We start from the raw sequence: 22,957 nt of genomic DNA, 5'->3' as shown, positions 1-22,957 counted from the left end.
CCCGTACACAAACGGTTCCCTAGGTGCAGTAGCACAGCCACCCGCACTTAGTGAGGTCAATCGTGAGCACGCCCACCACGCCCCAGTCCCCGGAGACCGGAACCGCCCGCGTCAAGCGCGGCATGGCCGAGCAGCTCAAGGGCGGCGTGATCATGGATGTCGTCACGCCGGAGGAGGCGAAGATCGCCGAGGACGCCGGTGCCGTGGCGGTCATGGCCCTGGAGCGCGTCCCCGCGGACATCCGCAAGGACGGCGGCGTGGCACGGATGTCCGACCCGGACATGATCGACGGCATCATCAACGCCGTCTCCATCCCCGTCATGGCCAAGTCCCGCATCGGCCACTTCGTCGAGGCCCAGGTCCTGCAGTCCCTCGGCGTCGACTACATCGACGAGTCCGAGGTCCTCACCCCGGCCGACGAGGTCAACCACTCCGACAAGTGGGCCTTCACCACCCCCTTCGTCTGCGGCGCCACCAACCTCGGTGAGGCCCTGCGCCGCATCGCCGAGGGCGCGGCCATGATCCGCTCCAAGGGCGAGGCCGGCACCGGCAACGTCGTCGAGGCCGTCCGCCACCTCCGCCAGATCAAGGCCGAGATCGCCAAGCTGCGCGGCTGCGACAACAACGAGCTGTTCGCCGCCGCCAAGGACCTGCGCGCCCCGTACGAGCTGGTCAAGGAGGTCGCGGAGCTGGGCAAGCTGCCGGTCGTCCTCTTCTCCGCCGGTGGCGTCGCCACCCCCGCCGACGCCGCGCTCATGCGCCAGCTCGGCGCCGAGGGCGTCTTCGTCGGCTCCGGCATCTTCAAGTCCGGCGACCCGGCCAAGCGCGCCGCCGCGATCGTGAAGGCCACCACCTTCTACGACGACCCCAAGATCATCGCGGACGCCTCCCGCGACCTCGGCGAGGCCATGGTCGGCATCAACTGCGACACCCTCCCCGAGGCGGAGCGGTACGCGAACCGCGGCTGGTGATCACTTCCATGACGAGCACCACCCCCACCATCGGTGTGCTGGCGCTCCAGGGCGACGTACGCGAGCACCTCACGGCGCTCGCGTCCGCCGACGCCCTGGCGCGCCCGGTGCGCCGCGCCGAGGAACTGGACGAGCTGGACGGCCTGGTCATCCCCGGCGGCGAGTCCACGACCATGTCCAAGCTGGCGGGCATCTTCGGCATGCTGGAGCCGCTGCGCGCGTTCATCCGTGCGGGCAAGCCGGTGTACGGCACCTGCGCGGGCATGATCATGGTCGCGGAGAAGATCCTGGACGGCCGCGCCGACCAGGAGACCTTCGGCGGCGTCGACATGATCGTGCGGCGTAACGCCTTCGGGCGGCAGAACGAGTCCTTCGAGGCGGCGGTCGACGTCGCCGGGATCGACGGCGGACCGGTCGAGGGCGTCTTCATCCGCGCGCCCTGGGTCGAGTCGGTCGGCGCCGAGGTCGAGGTACTGGCCGAGCACGGCGGCCACACGGTGGCCGTCCGGCAGGGTAACGTCCTCGCCACATCCTTCCACCCGGAACTCACCGGCGACCATCGCGTCCACGCGTTCTTCGTGGACATGGTGCGTCACACCGCGTGAGCGGGTCCCGGTAGGATCTAGGCGTTCGTTTTCAGAAATTGGTTACGCGAAGGAGACAGGCGGATGTCCGGCCACTCTAAATGGGCTACGACGAAGCACAAGAAGGCCGTGATCGATGCCAAGCGCGGCAAGCTCTTCGCGAAGCTGATCAAGAACATCGAGGTCGCGGCGCGCATGGGCGGCGTGGACATCGAGGGCAACCCGACCCTGTACGACGCCATCCAGAAGGCGAAGAAGCAGTCGGTCCCGAACAAGAACATCGACTCCGCGGTCAAGCGCGGCGGCGGCCTGGAGGCCGGCGGCGCCGACTACGAGACGATCATGTACGAGGGTTACGGCCCGAACGGTGTCGCGGTGCTCATCGAGTGCCTCACCGACAACCGCAACCGTGCCGCCTCGGACGTGCGCGTCGCCATGACCCGTAACGGCGGCTCGATGGCCGACCCGGGCTCGGTGGCGTACCTGTTCAACCGCAAGGGCGTCGTCATCGTCCCCAAGGGCGAGCTCTCCGAGGACGACGTGCTGGGCGCGGTCCTGGACGCGGGCGCCGAGGAGGTCAACGACCTCGGTGAGTCCTTCGAGGTGCTCAGCGAGGCCACCGACGTGGTCGCGGTCCGCACCGCGCTCCAGGAGGCCGGCATCGACTACGACTCGGCCGACACCAACTTCGTCCCGACCATGCAGGTCGAGCTGGACGAGGAAGGCGCGAAGAAGATCTTCAAGCTGATCGACGCGCTGGAGGACAGCGACGACGTCCAGAACGTCTTCGCCAACTTCGACGTCTCGGACGAGGTCATGGCGAAGGTCGACGCCTGAGGCGCCACGGCGACGGCTGAGGCGGACGGCCGGTACGTACACGGCCGGCACGGCTGACACGACGGGTCGGCAGGGGGACACACCCTGCCGGCCCGTCGGCGTTGTCAGTGCCACCCGATACTGTGCTGAGCAGGGGATCTCCGGCCCCCGTGGTGGGGGTGGAGGGCCGAAACGGTACGGCGCCGGGTGGTGACAGCGCGGCATGAGGGGAGGGGAACACCCGTGAAGGTGCTGGGCGTGGACCCGGGGTTGACGCGCTGCGGCGTCGGCGTCGTCGAGGGGGTGGCCGGGCGGCCGCTGACGATGGTGGGGGTCGGCGTGGTCCGCACCCCGGCCGACGCGGACATCGCGCACCGCCTCGTGCTCATCGAGCGCGGCATCGACGAGTGGCTCGACGAGCACCGGCCCGAGTACGTCGCCGTGGAGCGCGTGTTCAGCCAGCACAACGTCCGTACGGTCATGGGCACGGCCCAGGCCAGCGCGGTCGCCATGCTGTGCGCCGCGCGCCGCGGACTCCCGGTCGCGCTGCACACCCCCAGTGAGGTCAAGGCCGCCGTCACCGGCTCGGGCCGCGCCGACAAGGCGCAGGTCGGCGCGATGGTGACCCGGCTGCTGCGGCTGTCGGCGCCGCCCAAGCCGGCCGACGCGGCGGACGCACTGGCGCTGGCCATCTGTCATATCTGGCGCGCCCCCGCCGTCAACCGCCTCCAGCAGGCCCAGGCCCAGGCTCGGACCGCGGTGCGGCGCGCCCCGCCCGCCGCGCGCCCCGCCGGCACCCCCCGCGCCTCCGCGCCGGACCGCACCCCCGCCCCCGTACGCTCCACCCGCATCCCGAAGGGCACGTCATGATCGCCTTCGTCTCCGGCCCGGTCGCGGCCCTGGCTCCCGACGCCGCCGTCGTGGAGGTGGGCGGCATCGGCATGGCCGTCCAGTGCACGCCCAACACCCTGTCCGGGCTGCGCATGGGCGAGCGGACGAAGCTCGCCACCTCCCTCGTCGTACGCGAGGACAGCCTCACGCTGTACGGCTTCGCGGACGACGACGAGCGGCAGACCTTCGAGCTGCTGCAGACGGCGAGCGGCGTCGGCCCGCGGCTGGCGCAGGCGATGCTCGCGGTGCACTCCCCGGACGCGCTGCGCCGCGCGGTCGCCACGGGCGACGAGAAGGCGCTCACGGCCGTGCCCGGCATCGGCAAGAAGGGCGCGCAGAAGCTGCTGCTGGAGCTGAAGGACCGGCTCGGCGAGCCGGTCGGCAGCGCCGGGCCCGCGGTCGGCAGCCCGGTCACGGCCGGCTGGCGCGACCAGCTGCACGCCGCGCTGATCGGCCTCGGCTACGCCACCCGGGAGGCCGACGAGGCGGTGGGCACGGTCGCCCCGCAGGCCGAAGCGGCCGTGGCCGAGGGCGGCACGCCGCAGGTCCCGCAGCTCCTGAAGGCGGCCCTGCAGTCCCTGAACCGGGCCCGCTGACCGGCGCACGCGCCACCCGGCACTCCACCCACCCGACGACGCGAGGCAGTACGCAGTGAACTGGGACGACAGCACCGACACCGCGGACGGACAGGAGCCCGGCCTGCCGCCGGGCGGCGCCGACCGGCTGGTGGGCGCGGACGCCGACGGCGAGGACACGGCCGTCGAGGCCGCGCTGCGCCCGAAGGACCTGGAAGAGTTCGTCGGCCAGGAGCGGGTGCGCGAGCAGCTGGACCTGGTGCTGCGCGCCGCCCGGGCGCGCGGCGCCACCGCCGACCACGTACTGCTCTCCGGCGCCCCGGGACTCGGCAAGACCACCCTTTCGATGATCATCGCGGCCGAGATGGGCGCCCCGATCCGCATCACCTCCGGCCCCGCCATTCAGCACGCCGGCGATCTGGCCGCCATCCTCTCCTCGCTCCAGGAGGGCGAGGTGCTCTTCCTCGACGAAATCCACCGGATGTCGAGGCCCGCTGAAGAAATGCTCTATATGGCGATGGAGGATTTCCGGGTCGACGTGATTGTGGGGAAGGGGCCGGGGGCCACCGCCATTCCGCTCGAACTTCCGCCTTTCACGCTGGTCGGGGCCACGACGCGGGCCGGTCTGCTGCCGCCGCCGCTGCGCGACCGGTTCGGATTCACCGGGCACATGGAGTTCTACGCCCCGAATGAGCTGGAGCGGGTCATCCACCGCTCGGCAGGGCTGCTGGATGTCGACATAGAGGCGGAGGGCGCCGCCGAGATCGCCGGGCGGTCGCGCGGTACGCCCCGTATCGCCAACCGCCTGCTGCGCCGCGTACGGGACTACGCCCAGGTCAAGGCGGACGGCCTGATCACGCGCGAGATCGCGGAGCAGGCGCTGGACGTGTACGAGGTCGACGGGCGCGGCCTGGACCGGCTGGACCGCGCGGTGCTCACGGCGCTGCTCAAGCTGTTCAGCGGCGGTCCGGTGGGCCTGTCGACCCTGGCGGTGGCCGTGGGAGAGGAGCGTGAGACGGTCGAGGAGGTCGCCGAGCCGTTCCTCGTGCGCGAGGGGCTGCTCGCGCGTACGCCCCGCGGCCGCATCGCCACGCCCGCCGCATGGACGCACATGGGGCTGGTGCCGCCGCAGCAGATGACGGGCGGAAACGGACAGCAGGGGCTGTTCGGGACGTGACGGCGCGGGGACTCGCCGGGTCAGGAACTGCGGTGCCATCCTGGGCGTTGTTCCACTGGTGCGGACTCGCTTAGACTCCGCCGATGCCGTCCGTACGGTCCGGCATCCAACCCCCGTATACCAGGCCGCGGCTCCGCGGTCGTGCGAAGGAAATTCCGTCCCGTGAATATCGTGACTCTCCTCCCGTTCATCGTGCTCATCGGGGCCATGTTCCTGATGACCCGCTCTGCCAAGAAGAAGCAGCAGGCGGCCGCCCAGATGCGGAACGAAATGCAGCCCGGCACCGGCGTCCGCACGATCGGAGGCATGTACGCCACCGTCAAGGAGATCCACGACGACGCGGTCCTCCTCGAGGTGGCGCCGGGCGTCCACGCCCTCTTCGCGAAGAACGCCATCGGCGCCGTGCTGCCCGACGACGAGTACAACCGCATCATCGACGGCGCCGAGCAGGGCTCCGTCGTCCCGGACGACCTGTCCTCCCTGACCGGCGCCTCGGCCGTCAACGACGGCGACGACGACACCACCGGCAAGGGTGACGTCGCCGAGAAGATCGACCTGGGCAAGGAGACCCCCGCCGAGAAGGCCGCCGAGCCGAAGGCCGAGGAGCCGAAGGCCGACGAGACCCCGGCCGAGGACGCCGACGCCGAGGCCGCCGAGGCGAAGGACGCCAAGAAGGACGGCGGCGCCGACGCGAAGTAGGCGCGCACTTTCACGGAACCGCGGTGCACCGGGAGCGGTGCTCGCGGTTCCGGGACCGTCTAGGCTCCGGCGGGGGCACGTCCCCACAAGACTTCGTGGCCGTCCGGCACTGACCTGACGCGGGCGGTTGGACAGGGAGATACGAGAAGGTGGCAGCACCGAACAAGGGCCGAAGGTCGCCGGCGGCCCAGAGCAGGCCGGGGCGCGCCCTGATCCTGATCGTGGTCGTCATCGCGGCGCTGGTCGGGGGGATGTTCTACTCCGGCACCATGACGCCGCGACTGGGCATCGACCTCGCGGGCGGTACGAGCTTCACGCTGGCGGCACAGAACCAGCCGGGCAAGCCCAACGCGATCAACGAGACCAACATGAAGACCGCCGCGGGCATCATCGAGCGCCGTGTCAACGGTCTCGGCGTCTCCGAGGCCGAGGTCCAGACGCAGGGCACCAACCACATCATCGTGAACATCCCCAAGGGGACGGACGCGAGGCAGGCCCGCCAGCAGGTCGGTACCACCGCCCAGCTCGGCTTCCGTACGGTGCTGACCGCGGCGGCCGGCGCGAAGGCGCCCACGCCGGGCGCCTCCGAGAGCCCGAAGGCCGGCGGCGGCGAGAAGGAGAAGCAGGGCGGCGCCGGCAGCGCGTCGGCCACCCCCTCCGGCAAGCCCGCCCCGCAGGGCCGCGCCGTCGGCGACGCGCTCAAGAAGGACGACGCCCCCTCGGGCTCCGCCAAGCCCACCGGTTCCCCCAGCGCGCCCCCGGTCCAGCAGCCGCCCACGGGCGCCAACATCCCCGCCGCGCTGCAGAAGAAGCTCGCGGCGCTGAACTGCTCGACCAAGGAGAGCCGTTCCGCCGCGGCCGAGCAGGCCGCCCGAGCCAAGCCCAGCGACTCGATCGTGGCCTGCGAGGACGACGGCAAGACGAAGTACGCGCTCGGGCCGGTCAAGGTCGAGGGCACGGACGTGGACGACGCCAAGGCCAGCTTCGACCAGCAGGGCGGCCAGGGCTGGCTCGTCCAGATGAACTTCACCTCCGCCGGCGGCAAGAAGTTCGCCGACGTGACCGGTGACATCGCCACCAAGACCCCGCCGCAGAACCAGTTCGCCATCACCCTGGACGGCGAGGTCGTCTCGGCCCCGCAGGTGAGCAGCGCGATCGCGGGCGGCAACGCCCAGATCACCGGCGGCTTCACCCAGCAGTCCGCCGAGGACCTGGCGAACATGCTGTCCTACGGTGCGCTGCCGCTCTCCTTCAAGATCGCGGACGAGACCACCGTCACCGCGGCCCTGGGCGGCGAGCAGCTGAACGCGGGCCTGATCGCCGGCGCCATCGGCCTCGCGCTGGTCATCATCTACCTGATCGCCTACTACCGCGGCCTGTCCCTGGTCGCGCTGGCGAGCCTCGTGGTCTCGGCGGTCCTGACGTACACGATCATGACCTTGCTGGGCCCGGCCATCGGGTTCGCGCTGAACCTCCCGGCCGTCTGCGGTGCGATCGTCGCGATCGGCATCACGGCGGACTCGTTCATCGTGTACTTCGAACGCATCCGTGACGAGATCCGCGAGGGTCGTACGCTGCGGCCCTCCGTGGAGCGGGCCTGGCCGCGCGCCCGGCGCACGATCCTGGTCTCCGACTTCGTGTCGTTCCTGGCCGCGGCCGTGCTCTTCATCGTCACCGTCGGCAAGGTCCAGGGCTTCGCGTTCACGCTCGGCCTCACGACCCTGCTGGACGTCGTGGTGGTCTTCTTCTTCACCAAGCCGCTGATGACGCTGCTGGCCAAGCGGAAGTTCTTCTACTCGGGCCATCCCTGGTCGGGTCTGGACCCCACGCGTCTCGGCGCGAAGCCGCCGCTGCGCCGCGGCCGGCGCACCTCCGCCCCCATCGAGACGAAGGAGGCGTGAGATGTCCAAGCTCGGCAACATCGGCGCCCGGCTGTACCGCGGCGAGGTCGGCTACGACTTCATCGGCAAGCGCAAGATCTGGTACGCCGTCTCGATCCTGATCACCATCACGGCGATCGTGGGCCTCGGGGTCCGCGGTCTGAACATGGGCATCGAGTTCTCCGGCGGTGCGGTCTTCACCACTCCGAAGACCACCGTCTCGGCGAGCCAGGCCCAGCACGAAGCCGAGTCCGCGTCCGGCGGCAACCCGGCCACGGTCCAGAAGCTCGGCAACGGCGGCCTCCGCATCCAGATCAGTGAGCTGGACACCAAGGAGGCCGTGCCGGTCCAGGAGAAGCTGGCCAAGGACCTGAACGTCCCGGTCAAGGACGTCAACACCCAGCTGGTCGGCCCCAGCTGGGGCGAGGAGATCGCGAACAAGGCGTGGCTGGGCCTGGGGATCTTCATGGTCCTCGTGGTGCTCTACCTCGCCATCGCCTTCGAGTGGCGGATGGCGCTGGCGGCCCTGATCGCGCTGATCCACGACCTCACGATCACGGTGGGTGTGTACGCGCTGGTCGGCTTCGAGGTCACGCCCGGCACGGTCATCGGCCTGCTGACCATCCTCGGTTACTCGCTGTACGACACGGTCGTGGTCTTCGACAGCCTCAAGGAAGCGTCCCGGGGCATCACGAAGCAGACGCGCTACACCTACGGCGAGATCGCCAACCGGTCGATCAACTCCACGCTGGTGCGGTCGATCAACACCACGGTCGTGGCGCTGCTGCCGGTGGCGGGCCTGCTCTTCGTGGGCGGCGGCTTCCTCGGCGCGGGCATGCTGAACGACATCTCGCTCGCCCTGTTCGTGGGCCTCGCGGCCGGTGCGTACAGCTCGATCTTCATCGCCACCCCGCTGGTCGCCGACCTCAAGGAGCGCGAGCCGCAGATGAAGGCGCTGGCCCGCCGGGTCCGCGCCAAGCGTGCGGCGGCCGCCGCCAAGGGCGACTCCCGCGAGGAGCCGGCCGAGGGCGCGGCGGAGTCCGGCGAGGAGCCGCAGGACGGCGCTCCGGCGGCGGCCGGCAGCTCGGCGGCCGGCCCGCGCAGCCAGCCCGCGTCCCGCACTCGCGGCCGCGGCCGTCCGTCGGGCAAGCGCCGATGAGCGCCCCCGCGGAGCTGCGTGAGCTGCTGCTCGGCAAGATCGCGGACGTGCCGGACTACCCGCAGGCGGGGGTCGTCTTCAAGGACATCACCCCGCTGCTGGCCGACGCCGAGGCGTTCGGGAAGCTGACGGACGCGCTGGCCGGGATCTGCACCACGCTCGGCGCGACGAAGATCGTGGCGCTGGAGGCCCGCGGGTTCATCCTCGCGGCCCCGGTGGCCGTGCGGGCGGGCGTCGGCTTCGTGCCCGTGCGCAAGGCCGGCAAGCTGCCCGGCGCAACGCTCGGCCAGAGCTACGCGCTGGAGTACGGCCACGCCACGATCGAGATCCAGGCCGACGCGCTGGCCCCGGGGGACCGGGTGCTGGTGATCGACGACGTGCTGGCCACGGGCGGTACGGCCGACGCCTCGCTGACCCTGATCCGCCGCTCCGGCGCCGAGGTCGCGGGCGTGGCGGTCCTGCTGGAGCTGGGCTTCCTGGACGGCAGGGAGAAGCTGGCGGCGGGGCTCGACGGGGCGCCGCTGGAGGCGCTGATCACGGTCTGAGGCCGCGGCCGAGCGGCGTAGGGTACGCCATTCGGTACCGCGACCACCGCTCGAAAACCGAGCAAAGTGCAAGCAAAAGGGCATCCGGCATAAATGCGGATGCCCTTTTGCTGTGACCACAGGAGCATCGGCCCGCGAATGAGCCGGGGCAGCCGGCATGGATACCATGGCAGCCCGGCCACTCAGTGGACCGGTGGTCCGGCACCGCTCTTTTCCGCCCGTTCACCGGTGGGAAAGGTCCCAGCGAGGAGTTGCTCTTGCCAGACGAGGCCCAGCCGCTCTCCCCCCGTACGCCGGGGGGCAGCCCCGCCGCGCGCCCGGACGACCGTCCCGCGGACGGCGCCGCGGACGCGCCGAAGAACGGCGGGAAGGAAGCGCCGGCGGGGCCCGTCCCGGCGGTTTCCGGGCCTGCCGCCACGGCGCCCCGGCCCACCCCGCCGCCGTCGGCGCCCAAGCCGCTGCCGCCCGGCCACACCGGCCAGCCCGGCGGCCGCTCCGGCTCCTCCAACCGCGTCCGCGCCCGCCTGGCCCGCCTCGGCGTGCAGCGGCAGAGCCCGTACAACCCGGTACTGGAGCCGCTGCTGCGCATCGTGCGCGGCAACGACCCCAAGATCGAGGCGGCCACGCTGCGCCAGGTCGAGCGGGCCTACCAGGTCGCCGAGCGCTGGCACCGCGGCCAGAAGCGCAAGAGCGGCGACCCGTACATCACGCACCCGCTCGCGGTGACCACGATCCTGGCCGAGCTGGGCATGGACCCGGCGACGCTGATGGCGGGCCTGCTGCACGACACCGTCGAGGACACCGAGTACGGCCTCGACACCCTCCGCCGGGACTTCGGCGACCAGGTCGCGCTGCTGGTCGACGGCGTCACCAAGCTGGACAAGGTCAAGTTCGGCGAGGCCGCGCAGGCCGAGACGGTGCGCAAGATGGTCGTGGCGATGGCCAAGGACCCGCGGGTCCTGGTGATCAAGCTCGCCGACCGGCTGCACAACATGCGCACGATGCGTTACCTCAAGCGGGAGAAGCAGGAGAAGAAGGCCCGCGAGACGCTGGAGATCTACGCCCCGCTGGCGCACCGGCTGGGCATGAACACCATCAAGTGGGAGCTGGAGGACCTCGCCTTCGCGATCCTCTACCCCAAGATGTACGACGAGATCGTCCGGCTGGTCGCCGAGCGGGCGCCCAAGCGGGACGAATACCTCGCGATAGTGACCGACGAGGTCCAGGCCGACCTGCGCTCCGCGCGGATCAAGGCCACCGTCACCGGGCGGCCCAAGCACTACTACAGCGTCTACCAGAAGATGATCGTCCGCGGGCGCGACTTCGCGGAGATCTACGACCTGGTGGGTATCCGTGTCCTCGTCGACACGGTCAGGGACTGTTACGCCGCCCTCGGCACCGTGCACGCGCGATGGAATCCGGTCCCCGGCCGGTTCAAGGACTACATCGCGATGCCCAAGTTCAACATGTACCAGTCGCTGCACACGACGGTCATCGGGCCCAACGGCAAGCCGGTCGAGCTGCAGATCCGCACCTTCGACATGCACCGCCGCGCCGAGTACGGCATCGCGGCGCACTGGAAGTACAAGCAGGAGGCCGTGGCCGGCGCCTCCAAGATCCGCACCGACGTGCCCAGGGGCAAGGCCGGCAAGGACGACGCGGTCAACGACATGGCGTGGCTGCGGCAGCTGCTGGACTGGCAGAAGGAGACGGAGGACCCGGGCGAGTTCCTGGAGTCGCTGCGCTTCGACCTCTCGCGCAACGAGGTCTTCGTCTTCACGCCCAAGGGCGACGTCATAGCGCTGCCGGCCGGTGCGACGCCCGTGGACTTCGCGTACGCGGTGCACACCGAGGTCGGCCACCGCACGATAGGCGCGCGCGTCAACGGCCGCCTCGTACCGCTCGAATCGACCCTCGACAACGGCGACCTGGTGGAGGTCTTCACCTCCAAGGCGCCGGGCGCGGGGCCGTCTCGCGACTGGCTGGGCTTCGTCAAGTCCCCGCGGGCCCGCAACAAGATCCGCGCGTGGTTCTCCAAGGAGCGCCGCGACGAGGCGATCGAGCAGGGCAAGGACGCCATCGCGCGGGCCATGCGCAAGCAGAACCTGCCGATCCAGCGCATCCTGACCGGCGACTCGCTGGTGACGCTCGCGCACGAGATGCGGTATCCGGACATCTCGTCGCTGTACGCGGCGATCGGCGAGGGCCACGTCACCGCGCAGTCCGTCGTGCAGAAGCTGGTGCAGGCGCTCGGCGGCCAGGACGAGGCCACCGAGGACATCGCCGAGTCCACGCCGATCCGCCGCTCCAAGCGGCGCTCCAGCGCGGACCCGGGCGTGGTCGTCAAGGGCGTCGAGGACGTCTGGGTCAAGCTCGCGCGCTGCTGTACGCCGGTGCCGGGCGACCCGATCATCGGCTTCGTGACCCGCGGCTCCGGCGTCTCGGTGCACCGCGCGGACTGCGTCAACGTCGACTCGCTGTCCAAGCAGCCGGAGCGGATCCTGGAGGTCGAGTGGGCGCCCACCCAGTCCTCGGTCTTCCTGGTCGCCATCCAGGTCGAGGCGCTGGACCGCTCCCGCCTGCTCTCGGACGTCACACGGGTCCTGTCCGACCAGCACGTCAACATCCTGTCCGCGGCCGTCCAGACCTCCCGCGACCGGGTGGCCACCTCCCGCTTCACCTTCGAGATGGGCGACCCCAAGCACCTGGGGCACGTCCTGAAGGCGGTACGGGGCGTGGAGGGCGTGTACGACGTGTACCGCGTGACGTCTGCGCGTCGGCCCAACTAGCCGCCGTAGCACGCGAGGAGGGCCCCGGTACCGCGGTACCGGGGCCCTCCTCGCGTGCGGGGCGCTCGCTCAGCCGCCGAACTCCTGGAGGCCCTTCTGGGCCTGGTCCAGCAGGGCCTGGCGGCCCTCCAGCTCGCGGGCGAGCTTGTCGGCCTTGGCGTCGTTGCCGGCGGCACGGGCCGTGTCGATCTGCTTCTGGAGCTTGTCGACGGCGTCCTGGAGCTGGCCGGACAGCCCCGCGGCACGCGCCCGCGCCTCGGGGTTGGTCCGCCGCCACTCGGCTTCCTCGGCCTCCTGGATGGCGCGCTCGACGGCGTGCATCCGGCCCTCGATCTTCGGGCGGGCGTCCCGCGGCACGTGGCCGATGGCCTCCCACCGCTCGTTGATCGAACGGAACGCGGCGCGCGCGGCCTTGAGGTCCGAGACGGGGAGCAGCTTCTCGGCCTCGACGACCAGCTCCTCCTTGCGGGTGAGGTTCTCCCGCTGCTCGGCGTCCCGCTCCGCGAAGACCTCGCTGCGGGCCTGGAAGAAGACGTCCTGGGCGCCGCGGAAGCGGTTCCACAGGTCGTCCTCGTGCTCGCGCTGCGCGCGGCCCGCGGCCTTCCACTCCTGCATCAGCTCGCGGTACCGGGCGGCCGTCGGGCCCCAGTCCGTCGAGCCCGAGAGCGCCTCGGCGTCCGCGACCAGCTTCTCCTTGACCTGCCTGGCCTGCTCGCGCTGCGCGTCCAGCGACGCGAAGTGCGCCTTGCGCCGCTTGGAGAAGGCGGAGCGGGCGTGCGAGAAGCGGTGCCACAGCTCGTCGTCGGACTTGCGGTCCAGCCGCGGCAGCCCCTTCCACGTGTCGACCAGGGCACGCAGCCGCTCGCCGGCCGCCCGCCACTGCTCGCTCGCCGCCAGCTCCTCGGCCTCGACGACCAGCTTCTCCTTGGCCGTCCTGGCCTCGTCGGCCTGCCGGGCCTTGGCCGCCTTGCGCTCCTCGCGGCGGGCCTCGACCGTCCGGACGAGCGCGTCCAGACGCTTCCGCAGGGCGTCGAGGTCGCCCACCGCGTGGTGCTCGTCGACCTGCTGCCGCAGGTGGTCGATCGCGGTCATGGCGTCCTTGGCCGACAGGTCGGTGGTCCTGACCCGCCGCTCGAGGAGGCCGATCTCGACGACCAGGCCCTCATACTTGCGCTCGAAGTAGGCGAGGGCCTCGTCGGGCGATCCCGCCTGCCACGATCCGACGACCTGCTCGCCGTCGGCGGTACGCACGTACACGGTCCCCGTCTCATCGACGCGGCCCCATGGGTCGCTGCTCACAGCGCCTCCTCCACATGATGCCGGCGGGACACCGGGGCCCCGGGCATCGTCCACAGTTTCTGTCCGGCGGGACCGCGCCCCGGCCGGTCCGACGGACTGTTCTTGCGGGCGAGGGTGGCAGCCGTCGGAGCAGGCACCCTACCCAACGCCAATCTAGGCGACCGGCGGCCCGGCTGTCCGCATCCCGCACGACCGAAATTCCGTGGTCCCGGCACGGACGGCCGGGACACGTCGGGCACCGGCTCTCAGGACTCGGTGACGCGGGCGCGGTCGATGACGACGGTGGCGTTGGGCGCCGTGTTCTGCGTCTGCGGATCGGTCGTGAAGCCCGCCTTCGCGATCTTCTTCAGGACGTCCATGCCCTGCGTGATCGTGCCGAACGGCGTGTAGTTGGGCGGCAACTGACTGTCCTGGAAGACCAGGAAGAACTGGCTGCCGCCGGTGTTCCGGGTCTTCTTGTCCTGCCCGTCGTAGCGGTTGGCCATCGCGACCGTGCCCGCCGGGTAGACGCCGCCCTTGAGCCGCGGGTCCTTGAGGTTCTCGTCCGGAATGGTGTAGCCGGGGGTGCCCTGGCCGGTACCGGTCGGGTCGCCGCACTGCAGGACGTGGAGGCCGTCGTCGACCAGGCGGTGGCACTTGCTGTGGTCGAAATAGCCCTGTGCCGCCAGGAAATTGAACGAGTTGACCGTGTGCGGGGCCTTCTTCGCGTCCAGCTTCAGCGCGAGGTCGCCGCAGGTGGTGGAGAGCTTCGCGGTGTACGAAGCGGCGGTGTCCACCGTCAGCTTCGGCTCCTTCTTCCACCGCTTCTTCGACGGCTCGCCCTTGGCGGGCGTGCCGCACGGGTCCTCGGTCCGCTGCTCGGCCGCCGCCGCGTTCTTGTTGTCGCCGCCGACCAGCCCCGCCGTCGCGTACACGGTCGCGCCCGCGGCGAGCACCACCGCGAGCACCGACGCGATGATCACGGTGCGGCGCCTGGCCTTCCGCTGCGCGGCCGTCCGCCGCTGGAGCTGACGCTCGTACTTCTGGCGCGCGAGCTGCTTGCGCCGCTGATCCCCCTTGACCACCAGGCCGTCTCCTTGGTCCGCATGATCTGCCGTGGCCCGTACCGTATACGGGTTCGCTCCGGCGGGAGTCCCGCCGGTAGGCTCTGAACAGCAGAGATCTTGCAGCATGTTTCTGTGAGATCCGCCAGGGCCGCATCCAGGGCCTGCCAGGATCTGTCCGCCGGACGATTGATGAGGACGAACGTGCTGATTGCCGGATTCCCCGCCGGGGCCTGGGGCACCAATTGCTACTTGGTCGCCCCCGCCGCCGGTGAGGAGTGCGTGATCATCGACCCCGGCCACCAGGCCGCCGACGGCGTCGCGGAAGCGGTGAAGAAGCACCGCCTCAAGCCCGTCGCCGTCGTCCTCACCCACGGCCACATCGACCACGTCGCCTCGGTGGTGCCGGTCTGCGGCGCGCACGACGTCCCCGCCTGGATCCACCCCGAGGACCGCTACATGATGAGCGACCCGGAGAAGGCGCTGGGCCGCTCCATCGGACAGCAGCTCATGGGCGAGCTGACCGTGGGGGAGCCGGACGACGTCAAGGAGCTGGCGGACGGTGGCACGCTGGAACTGGCCGGACTGGAATTCTCCGTCGCGCACGCCCCGGGCCATACCAAGGGGTCGGTGACCTTCAGGATGCCCGAGCAGGCCGACATTCCGCCGGTCTTCTTCTCGGGCGACCTGCTCTTCGCCGGCTCCATCGGACGCACCGACCTGCCCGGCGGCGACCACGCCGAGATCCTCCGGTCGCTGGAGCGCGTATGCCTCCCGCTGGACGACTCGACCGTGGTGCTGTCAGGACACGGCCCCCAGACCACCATCGGCCAGGAACGCGCCACCAACCCCTTCCTTCGGGAGGTGGCCGCCGGCCTCGGAACGGGCCCCCAGAGCCCGGCTCCGCGACGAGGAATGTGACGAAAGCTTCCGTGAGCACCTTCAAGGCCCCCAAGGGCACCTACGACCTGATCCCGCCGCAGTCCGCGACCTACCTGGCGGTCCGTGACGCGATCTCCGGACCCCTCAAGCGCTCCGGCTACGGCTACATCGAGACGCCCGGCTTCGAGAACGTCGAGCTGTTCGCGCGCGGCGTCGGCGAGTCCACCGACATCGTCACCAAGGAGATGTACGCCTTCGAGACCAAGGGCGGCGACAAGCTCGCGCTGCGCCCCGAGGGCACCGCCTCCGTGCTGCGCGCCGCGCTGGAGGCCAACCTCCACAAGGCGGGCAACCTCCCGGTCAAGCTCTGGTACTCCGGCTCGTACTACCGCTACGAGCGCCCGCAGAAGGGCCGCTACCGCCACTTCTCGCAGGTCGGCGCGGAGGCCATCGGCGCGGAGGACCCGGCGCTGGACGCCGAGCTGATCATCCTGGCCCACGACGCGTACCGCTCGCTGGGCCTGCGGAACTTCCGCATCCTGCTCAACAGCCTCGGCGACCAGGAGTGCCGCCCCGCCTACCGGGCCGCGCTGCAGGACTTCCTGCGCGCCCTGGACCTGGACGAGGACACCCGCCGCCGGATCGAGATCAACCCGCTGCGGGTCCTCGACGACAAGCGCGCGGACGTGCAGAAGCAGCTGGCCGGCGCGCCGCTGCTGCGCGACCACCTCTGCGAGAACTGCAAGGCGTACCACGAGCAGGTGCGCGGGCTGCTGACCGCGGCGGGCGTGGCGTACGAGGACGACCCCAAGCTGGTGCGCGGCCTGGACTACTACACCCGTACCACCTTCGAGTTCGTCCACGACGGGCTGGGCTCGCAGTCGGCTGTGGGCGGCGGCGGCCGGTACGACGGCCTGTCCGAGATGATCGGTGGCCCGGCGCTGCCGTCCGTCGGCTGGGCGCTCGGCGTGGACCGCACGGTCCTGGCGCTGGAGGCCGAGGGCGTCGAGCTGGAAATCCCCGCCAGCACGGCCGTCTTCGCGGTGCCGCTGGGCGAGGAGGCCCGCCGGGTGCTCTTCGGTACGGTCACCGAGCTGCGCCGGGCCGGTCTCGCCACCGACTTCGCGTACGGCGGCAAGGGTCTGAAGAACGCCATGAAGTCCGCGAACCGCTCCGGCGCGCGGCTCGCGATCGTGGCCGGCGAGCGGGACCTGGCCGAGGGCGTGGTCCAGCTCAAGGACCTGGAGAGCGGCGAGCAGTCGCCGGTCGCGCTGGACGCGGTGGTGCAGGAGGTTCAGCGCAAGCTGGGCTGAGTGCCCCCCTTTGCGGCTAAACCGCCGCCGCTCTCGCGGAGCTGGTTGCTCGCCATGTGGGTTCCTCAATTGATGGCTGATGTGCCGGATGCGAGGAGGGCCTGGCACGAGATGCCGGGCCCTTCGTCGTACAAAAGCACTGTTCGCGTGCGGGTGGCTTTATGTCCTTCCGACGGTGCCCGGCGCGCCTGTTGGGGCACAATGTGAGGCTCCAACGGGCGGATTCACCAAGGGACCGACGGAACGGCATATGACGACGACTACGCTTGATGACGTGTCCACCACCGACCATGGCCGTACGGACGGCGACGGCGCCATCGGGGCGGGTCGCCCCTTCGCCCTGCTCCTGGTGATCACCGGCGCGCTCGGCCTGCTCGCGGCCTGGGTCATCACCCTCGACAAGTTCAAGCTGCTCGAGGACCCGAGTTTCAAGCCGGCCTGCAGCATCAACCCGATCATCTCCTGCGGCAACATCATGAAGAGCGCGCAGGCCGGGGTCTTCGGCTTCCCGAACCCGATGGCCGGCCTCGTCGGCTTCGGCGTCGTCATCGCCGTCGGCATGGCCGTCCTCGCGGGAGCCCGCTTCAAGGCCTGGTACTGGATCGGCCTGAACATCGGCACGCTGCTCGGCACGGTCTTCTGCATGTGGCTGATGAGCCAGTCGCTGTACGTCATCAACTCGCTGTGCCTGTGGTGCACGCTCACCTGGCTCGTCACGATCCTGATGTTCTGGTACACCACCGTCCACAACATCAAGCACCGCATCATCCCGGCGCCCGCCGGCCTGCGGAACGCCGTCCTGGAGTTCCACTGGGTCGTGCCGGTGCTCTGGTACGGAGTGATCGCGCTGCTCATCCTCACCAAGTGGTGGACGCAGTACTGGAGCACGCTGCTCTAGGCGGCAGCTCTGGGCGGCAGCCGCGTTGTCAGTGGGGTGACATAGTCTCGGGAGCGTGGAGCCCGACCTGTTCACCGCCGCTGCCGAAGACCGCCAGGAGAAGGACCCCGCGGGGTCCCCGCTCGCCGTACGGATGCGTCCGCGCACCCTGGACGAGGTGGTCGGCCAGCAGCATCTGCTCAAGCCCGGGTCGCCGCTGCGGCGGCTGGTGGGCGAGGGGGAGGGCGGCCCGGCCGGCCCCTCCTCGGTGTTCCTGTGGGGTCCGCCCGGCATCGGCAAGACCACCCTCGCGTACGTCGTCAGCCAGGCGACCAACAAGCGCTTCGTGGAGCTCTCCGCGATCACCGCGGGCGTGAAGGAGGTGCGGGCCGTCATCGACGGCGCCCGCCGCGCCTCCGGGGGATACGGAAAAGAGACCGTCCTCTTCCTGGACGAGATCCACCGCTTCAGCAAGGCCCAGCAGGACTCCCTGCTCCCGGCGGTGGAGAACCGCTGGGTGACGCTCATCGCGGCGACGACGGAGAATCCGTACTTCTCCGTGATCTCCCCGCTGCTCTCCCGCTCGCTGCTGCTGACGCTGGAGCCGCTCACCGACGACGACCTGCGCGGGCTGCTGAAGCGTGCGCTGACCGACGCGCGCGGGCTGGCGGGCGCGGTGACGCTGCCCGAGGACACCGAGGCACATCTGCTGCGCATCGCGGGCGGCGACGCGCGCCGGGCGCTGACGGCGCTGGAGGCCGGTGCCGGGTCCGCGATCTCCAAGGGCGAGAAGGAGATCACGCTCCGGACCCTGGAGGAGTCCGTCGACCGGGCGGCGGTGAAGTACGACCGGGCCGGTGACCAGCACTACGACGTGGCCAGCGCGCTGATCAAGTCCATCCGCGGCTCTGACGTGGACGCCGCGCTGCACTATCTGGCGCGCATGATCGAGGCGGGCGAGGACCCGCGGTTCATCGCCCGGCGGCTGATGATCTCCGCGAGCGAGGACATCGGGCTGGCCGACCCGAGCGCGCTGCAGACGGCGGTGGCCGCCGCGCAGGCCGTCGCGATGATCGGCTTCCCCGAGGCCCGGATCACGCTCAGCCAGGCGACGATCGCGCTGGCCCTCGCGCCCAAGTCGAACGCGGCATACATGGCGATCGACGCGGCCCTGGCCGACGTCCGCGCGGGCCTCGCCGGGCCGGTGCCGGCGCATCTGCGCGACAGCCACTACCAGGGCGCGAAGAAGCTCGGCCACGGCAAGGGATACCAATACCCGCACGACCTCCCGGGCGGCATCGCGGCGCAGCAGTACGCGCCGGACGAGGTGCACGGCAAGCGGTACTACACCCCGACGCGGTACGGCTCGGAGGCGCGGTACTACGACGTGGTGGAGCGGGTGCGCGGCAGGCTGGCGGGGGAGGCGGGGCCGTCGGGGGAGTGAGGCGCGTACGGAAGCGGCCGTTCCGGCACCGCGCGGCAGGGCCCTGTCGAACGGGGGCCGCTCACGAGATATCTTGATGTCGAGCAATGTTGCAGACGTGGAGCGGAGCACCGGTGACTGACTCGACCATCATCTATACGCACACCGACGAGGCCCCGGCCCTGGCGACGTATTCGTTCCTGCCGGTGATCGAGGCCTACGCCTCGACCGCGGGTGTCGCCGTGGAGAGCCGTGACATCTCGCTGGCGGGCCGGATCATCGCCAGCTTCCCCGAGCGTCTTCGGGAGGACCAGCGCATCGAGGACGCGCTGGCCGAGCTCGGCGAGCTGGCCAAGACGCCCGAGGCGAACATCATCAAGCTGCCGAACATCTCGGCCTCGATCCCGCAGCTCAAGGCCGCGGTCGCCGAGCTGCAGCAGCAGGGCTACGCGCTGCCGGACTACCCGGACGACCCGAAGACCGACGAGGAGCGCGACATCCGCGCCCGGTACGACAAGGTCAAGGGCAGCGCCGTCAACCCGGTCCTGCGCGAGGGCAACTCCGACCGCCGCGCCCCCGCGTCGGTCAAGAACTACGCCAAGGCCAACCCGCACCGCATGGGCGCCTGGTCCGCCGACTCCAAGACGAACGTCGCGCACATGACCGGCGACGACTTCCGCTCCACCGAGAAGTCCGTCGTCATCGCCGAGGACGGCGCGCTGCGCATCGAGCTGGTCGGTGACGACGGCTCCACCACCGTGCTGCGCGAGTCGGTGCCGGTGCTGGCGGGCGAGGTCGTGGACGCCTCCGTCATGCGCGTCGGCGCGCTGCGCGAGTTCCTCAAGGAGCAGGTCGCCCGCGCCAAGGCCGAGGGCGTGCTGTTCTCGGTGCACCTCAAGGCCACGATGATGAAGGTCTCCGACCCGATCATCTTCGGTCACGTCGTGCGTGCCTTCTTCCCGAAGACCTTCGCGAAGTACGGTGACGTGCTCGCCACCGCGGGCCTGACGCCGAACGACGGCCTCGGCGGCATCTGGAAGGGCCTGGAGTCGCTGCCCCAGGGCGAGGAGATCAAGGCGTCCTTCGACGCCGAGCTCGCCGAGGGCCCGGACCTGGCGATGGTCGACTCGCACCGCGGCATCACCAACCTGCACGTCCCGAGCGACGTCATCGTCGACGCCTCCATGCCGGCCATGATCCGCACCTCGGGCCACATGTGGAACAAGGACGACCAGGAGCAGGACACCCTGGCGGTCATCCCGGACAGCTCGTACGCCGGCATCTACCAGGCCGTCATCGACGACTGCAAGGCCAACGGCGCGTACGACCCGTCGACCATGGGCTCGGTGCCGAACGTCGGCCTGATGGCGCAGAAGGCCGAGGAGTACGGCAGCCACGACAAGACCTTCGAGGTGCCCGCCACGGGCACCGTGCGGGTCGTCGACGGCAACGGCGACGCCGTGCTGGAGCAGACGGTCAGCGCCGGCGACATCTTCCGCATGTGCCAGACCAAGGACGTGCCGATCCAGGACTGGGTCAAGCTGGCCGTCACCCGCGCCCGCGCGACCGGCACCCCGGCCGTGTTCTGGCTGGACGAGGGCCGCGCGCACGACGCGAACCTCATCGCCAAGGTCAAGCAGTACCTCCCGGAGCACGACACGGAGGGCCTGCAGATCGAGATCATGTCCCCGTTCGAGGCGACCAAGTTCTCCGTGGAGCGCATCCGCCGCGGCGAGGACACGATCTCCGTCACCGGCAACGTACTGCGTGACTACCTCACCGACCTGTTCCCGATCCTGGAGCTCGGCACGAGCGCCAAGATGCTCTCGGTGGTGCCGCTCATCAACGGCGGCGGCCTGTTCGAGACCGGCGCCGGCGGCTCCGCTCCCAAGCACGTCCAGCAGCTGGTCAAGGAGGACTACCTGCGCTGGGACAGCCTGGGTGAGTTCCTCGCGCTCGCGGTGAGCTTCGAGCACCTCGCGCAGAAGACGGGCAACGCGCGCGCCCAGGTGCTCGCCGACACCCTCGACCGCGCGACCGGCACCTTCCTCGCGGAGAACAAGTCGCCCAGCCGCAAGCTCGGCGGCATCGACAACCGCGGCAGCCACTTCTACCTCGCCCTGTACTGGGCGCAGGAGCTGGCCAAGCAGACCGAGGACGCGCAGCTCGCCGAGGCGTTCGCGGCGCTGGCCAAGACGCTGGCCGAGCAGGAGCAGACGATCGTCGACGAGCTGGTCGCCGTTCAGGGCAAGCCGGTCGACATCGGCGGCTACTACCAGCCCGACCCGGCCAAGGCCGCGGCCGTCATGCGTCCGTCCGCCACGCTGAACAAGGCGATCGCCTCGCTCAGCGCCTGACGCGACCCGCGGGCGGCTGCCCGTACGCGTACCGCCCCGGCCGGTCCCACGACCAGCCGGGGCGGTCCCGTATCCGCCCTCACGCCGCCGCGTCGAAGAGGTGGTGCATCGCCCGCCGCAACTCCATCAGGTCGCGCACGGGCGCGGGGAAGTCGAAGCGGGCGTCGAAGACCTGGTGGCCGGGGTCGGCGAAGCGGACCCGCAGCCCGAAGCGGTCCAGCGCCACCGGTGTGACGGTGCCGCGCGCCGCGCACACCCGCTCGGCCCGGTCGCCGAGCAGCCCGCACAGGTCGCGCACCTGCTCGCCGTGCGAGGAGTGCAGGTGCTGCAGCAGCTCGGCCTCGTGGCCCGCGACGGGGTCCGGGGCCGCCTGCGCGAATTCCTCCGGCTCGATGGACTCCGCGCCCCACAGGTCGTCCACGGTGGCCTCGCCGACCTCCAGGCGCAGCATCATCCAGGCGGCCCGCCCCTCGGTGCCGGGCAGCGGGTCGGGGCGCAGCGCCTCGCCGATGCCCAGCAGCTCGCCGACGGGGTGCCGCTCGGCGAGCAGCCGGGCGGCGTGCGCCCGGTCCTCGCCGCGTACGGGGGTGAGCCAGCCGGCGACCCAGGCGCGGCCGCGGACGCGGTGCGGTACCGAGACGGGCGCGACGTCCGTGAGTTCCATCACGGCGGTGACGTCGTCGTCCTGGGCGTAGGAGGCGGCTCGGGCGGCGGCACAGTCGCCAGGAACCAGGATGAGCACGTCTCCTGAGGCGTCGACCGTTCTGCAGGCGGGCGCGGCGAAGCCGGCTTCGTCGGGATCGTGGACTCCGGGAATGGTCAGGGACGCCATAGCATGGGAATCCACGAGGGTTCGCACACGCTCGGCGGCGGTCGGCTGCTGGGCGTCTTCCGTGGGACGCGGCTGACCCGCCTCTGTGCTCTCGCCAGCACTGGGCAGGGGGTTCCCAGGTCGATACATGCGGTCTCCTCGCGCTGCTAAGGTAAGCCTCACCTAACTTACATGGAGGTCCGTTCCACGTGAACCAGTCGCGTCCCAAGGTCAAGAAGTCCCGCGCGCTCGGCATCGCGCTGACTCCGAAGGCCGTCAAGTACTTCGAGGCCCGTCCGTACCCGCCCGGCGAGCACGGCCGCGGCCGCAAGCAGAGCAGTGACTACAAGGTCCGGCTGCTGGAGAAGCAGCGGCTGCGCGCCCAGTACGACATCAGCGAGCGCCAGATGGCGCGGGCCTACGACCGCGCCCGCAAGGTCGACATGAAGACCGGCGAGGCGCTGATCATCGAGCTGGAGCGCCGCCTGGACGCCCTCGTCCTGCGCTCCGGCCTGGCCCGCACGATCTACCAGGCCCGCCAGATGGTCGTGCACGGCCACATCGCGGTCAACGACCGCAAGGTCGACAAGCCGTCCTTCCGCGTCCGCCCCGGCGACGTGGTGATGGTCCGCGAGCGCAGCCGCGAGAAGCACCCCTTCCAGGTCGCCCGCGAGGGTGGCTACGACACCGAGGGCGAGACCCCGCGCTACCTGGAGGTCAACCTCCCGGCGCTGGCGTTCCGCCTGGACCGGGACCCCAACCGCAAGGAAATCCCGGTCATCTGCGACGAGCAGCTGGTCGTCGAGTACTACGCGCGCTGAGCGAGCAGCCCGGCAGCGCACGGCCCGCGCGCCGCTTCAACGGCG

The 22,957-nt window shown here is 70.7% G+C and carries 20 protein-coding genes; 17 read left to right on the top strand and 3 right to left on the bottom strand.

What is annotated here, in order from left to right:
• Positions 1-59: 59 nt before the first annotated feature.
• From pdxS to ACZ4MH_RS12005, 11 genes are all read left to right on the top strand, one after another.
• A complete protein-coding gene (pdxS, locus tag ACZ4MH_RS12055) occupies positions 60-971 on the top strand; it encodes a pyridoxal 5'-phosphate synthase lyase subunit PdxS (RefSeq protein ID WP_351592880.1) in 912 nt (303 codons plus the stop codon).
• Positions 972-979: 8 nt separating this feature from the next.
• Positions 980-1,576 (top strand): pyridoxal 5'-phosphate synthase glutaminase subunit PdxT, encoded by a 597-nt coding sequence (gene pdxT, locus ACZ4MH_RS12050; protein WP_351592812.1) that lies wholly within the window; start codon positions 980-982, stop codon positions 1,574-1,576.
• 63 nt (positions 1,577-1,639) lie between these two features.
• Positions 1,640-2,392 carry a YebC/PmpR family DNA-binding transcriptional regulator gene (locus tag ACZ4MH_RS12045; protein WP_351592815.1) on the top strand — a complete coding sequence of 251 codons (753 nt, stop codon included), beginning with the start codon at positions 1,640-1,642 and terminating at the stop codon, positions 2,390-2,392.
• Between the two features lie 222 nt (positions 2,393-2,614).
• On the top strand, positions 2,615-3,241 hold the full coding sequence (gene ruvC / locus ACZ4MH_RS12040; protein WP_351592818.1) for a crossover junction endodeoxyribonuclease RuvC: 627 nt from the start codon (positions 2,615-2,617) through the stop codon (positions 3,239-3,241).
• Positions 3,238-3,858 (top strand): Holliday junction branch migration protein RuvA, encoded by a 621-nt coding sequence (gene ruvA, locus ACZ4MH_RS12035; RefSeq protein ID WP_351592821.1) that lies wholly within the window; start codon positions 3,238-3,240, stop codon positions 3,856-3,858. Before ruvC ends, ruvA begins: the two co-directional genes overlap by 4 nt.
• A gap of 55 nt (positions 3,859-3,913) precedes the next feature.
• Positions 3,914-5,014 (top strand): Holliday junction branch migration DNA helicase RuvB, encoded by a 1,101-nt coding sequence (ruvB, locus tag ACZ4MH_RS12030; RefSeq protein WP_467754482.1) that lies wholly within the window; start codon positions 3,914-3,916, stop codon positions 5,012-5,014.
• A gap of 162 nt (positions 5,015-5,176) precedes the next feature.
• On the top strand, positions 5,177-5,713 hold the full coding sequence (gene yajC / locus ACZ4MH_RS12025) for a preprotein translocase subunit YajC (RefSeq protein WP_351592824.1): 537 nt from the start codon (positions 5,177-5,179) through the stop codon (positions 5,711-5,713).
• 149 nt (positions 5,714-5,862) lie between these two features.
• Positions 5,863-7,614 carry a protein translocase subunit SecD gene (gene secD / locus ACZ4MH_RS12020; protein WP_351592827.1) on the top strand — a complete coding sequence of 584 codons (1,752 nt, stop codon included), beginning with the start codon at positions 5,863-5,865 and terminating at the stop codon, positions 7,612-7,614.
• 1 nt (position 7,615) lies between these two features.
• Positions 7,616-8,752: a protein translocase subunit SecF gene (gene secF / locus ACZ4MH_RS12015; RefSeq protein ID WP_351592829.1), complete on the top strand. Its 1,137-nt coding sequence runs from the start codon at positions 7,616-7,618 to the stop codon at positions 8,750-8,752.
• Positions 8,749-9,297, top strand: a complete 549-nt coding sequence (locus ACZ4MH_RS12010) for an adenine phosphoribosyltransferase (protein ID WP_351592832.1) — start codon at positions 8,749-8,751, stop codon at positions 9,295-9,297. The genes secF and ACZ4MH_RS12010 overlap by 4 nt, the downstream gene beginning before the upstream one ends.
• Positions 9,298-9,554: 257 nt before the next feature.
• Positions 9,555-12,086, top strand: a complete 2,532-nt coding sequence (locus tag ACZ4MH_RS12005; RefSeq protein WP_351592835.1) for a RelA/SpoT family protein — start codon at positions 9,555-9,557, stop codon at positions 12,084-12,086.
• 69 nt (positions 12,087-12,155) lie between these two features.
• Here the strand turns inward: ACZ4MH_RS12005 and ACZ4MH_RS12000 are convergent, their stop codons facing one another.
• On the bottom strand, positions 12,156-13,385 hold the full coding sequence (locus ACZ4MH_RS12000; RefSeq protein WP_351592838.1) for a DUF349 domain-containing protein: 1,230 nt from the start codon (positions 13,383-13,385) through the stop codon (positions 12,156-12,158).
• A 245-nt stretch (positions 13,386-13,630) separates the two neighbouring features.
• Entirely contained in the window at positions 13,631-14,449 is an 819-nt protein-coding gene (locus ACZ4MH_RS11995; RefSeq protein ID WP_351592840.1) for a peptidylprolyl isomerase, read from the bottom strand.
• A gap of 183 nt (positions 14,450-14,632) precedes the next feature.
• On the opposite strand from ACZ4MH_RS11995, the gene ACZ4MH_RS11990 reads away from it, so the two are divergent.
• The 5 genes from ACZ4MH_RS11990 to ACZ4MH_RS11970 all read left to right on the top strand — a co-directional run bounded on the left by ACZ4MH_RS11990 (position 14,633) and on the right by ACZ4MH_RS11970 (position 21,280).
• The gene (locus ACZ4MH_RS11990) at positions 14,633-15,349 is read left to right on the top strand and encodes an MBL fold metallo-hydrolase (protein WP_351592843.1); all 717 of its coding nucleotides are present in this window, start codon (positions 14,633-14,635) and stop codon (positions 15,347-15,349) included.
• 11 nt (positions 15,350-15,360) lie between these two features.
• Positions 15,361-16,623: a histidine--tRNA ligase gene (hisS, locus tag ACZ4MH_RS11985; protein ID WP_351592846.1), complete on the top strand. Its 1,263-nt coding sequence runs from the start codon at positions 15,361-15,363 to the stop codon at positions 16,621-16,623.
• Positions 16,624-16,873: 250 nt separating this feature from the next.
• Positions 16,874-17,521 carry a vitamin K epoxide reductase family protein gene (locus tag ACZ4MH_RS11980; RefSeq protein WP_351592849.1) on the top strand — a complete coding sequence of 216 codons (648 nt, stop codon included), beginning with the start codon at positions 16,874-16,876 and terminating at the stop codon, positions 17,519-17,521.
• A gap of 55 nt (positions 17,522-17,576) precedes the next feature.
• A complete protein-coding gene (locus tag ACZ4MH_RS11975; protein WP_351592852.1) occupies positions 17,577-18,944 on the top strand; it encodes a replication-associated recombination protein A in 1,368 nt (455 codons plus the stop codon).
• 113 nt (positions 18,945-19,057) lie between these two features.
• Positions 19,058-21,280 carry an NADP-dependent isocitrate dehydrogenase gene (locus tag ACZ4MH_RS11970; protein WP_351592855.1) on the top strand — a complete coding sequence of 741 codons (2,223 nt, stop codon included), beginning with the start codon at positions 19,058-19,060 and terminating at the stop codon, positions 21,278-21,280.
• A gap of 79 nt (positions 21,281-21,359) precedes the next feature.
• Here ACZ4MH_RS11970 and ACZ4MH_RS11965 read toward each other — a convergent pair whose 3' ends face one another.
• Positions 21,360-22,112, bottom strand: a complete 753-nt coding sequence (locus tag ACZ4MH_RS11965) for a DUF2470 domain-containing protein (protein WP_351592857.1) — start codon at positions 22,110-22,112, stop codon at positions 21,360-21,362.
• A 188-nt stretch (positions 22,113-22,300) separates the two neighbouring features.
• On the opposite strand from ACZ4MH_RS11965, the gene rpsD reads away from it, so the two are divergent.
• Positions 22,301-22,912: a 30S ribosomal protein S4 gene (gene rpsD / locus ACZ4MH_RS11960; protein ID WP_351592859.1), complete on the top strand. Its 612-nt coding sequence runs from the start codon at positions 22,301-22,303 to the stop codon at positions 22,910-22,912.
• Positions 22,913-22,957: the final 45 nt, after the last annotated feature.

The sequence above is a fragment of the Streptomyces sp. NPDC026301 genome, from assembly GCF_055567935.1.
The sequence above is the reverse complement of the archived record's forward strand: the minus strand, read 5'-3'. Positions and strand labels throughout refer to the sequence as shown.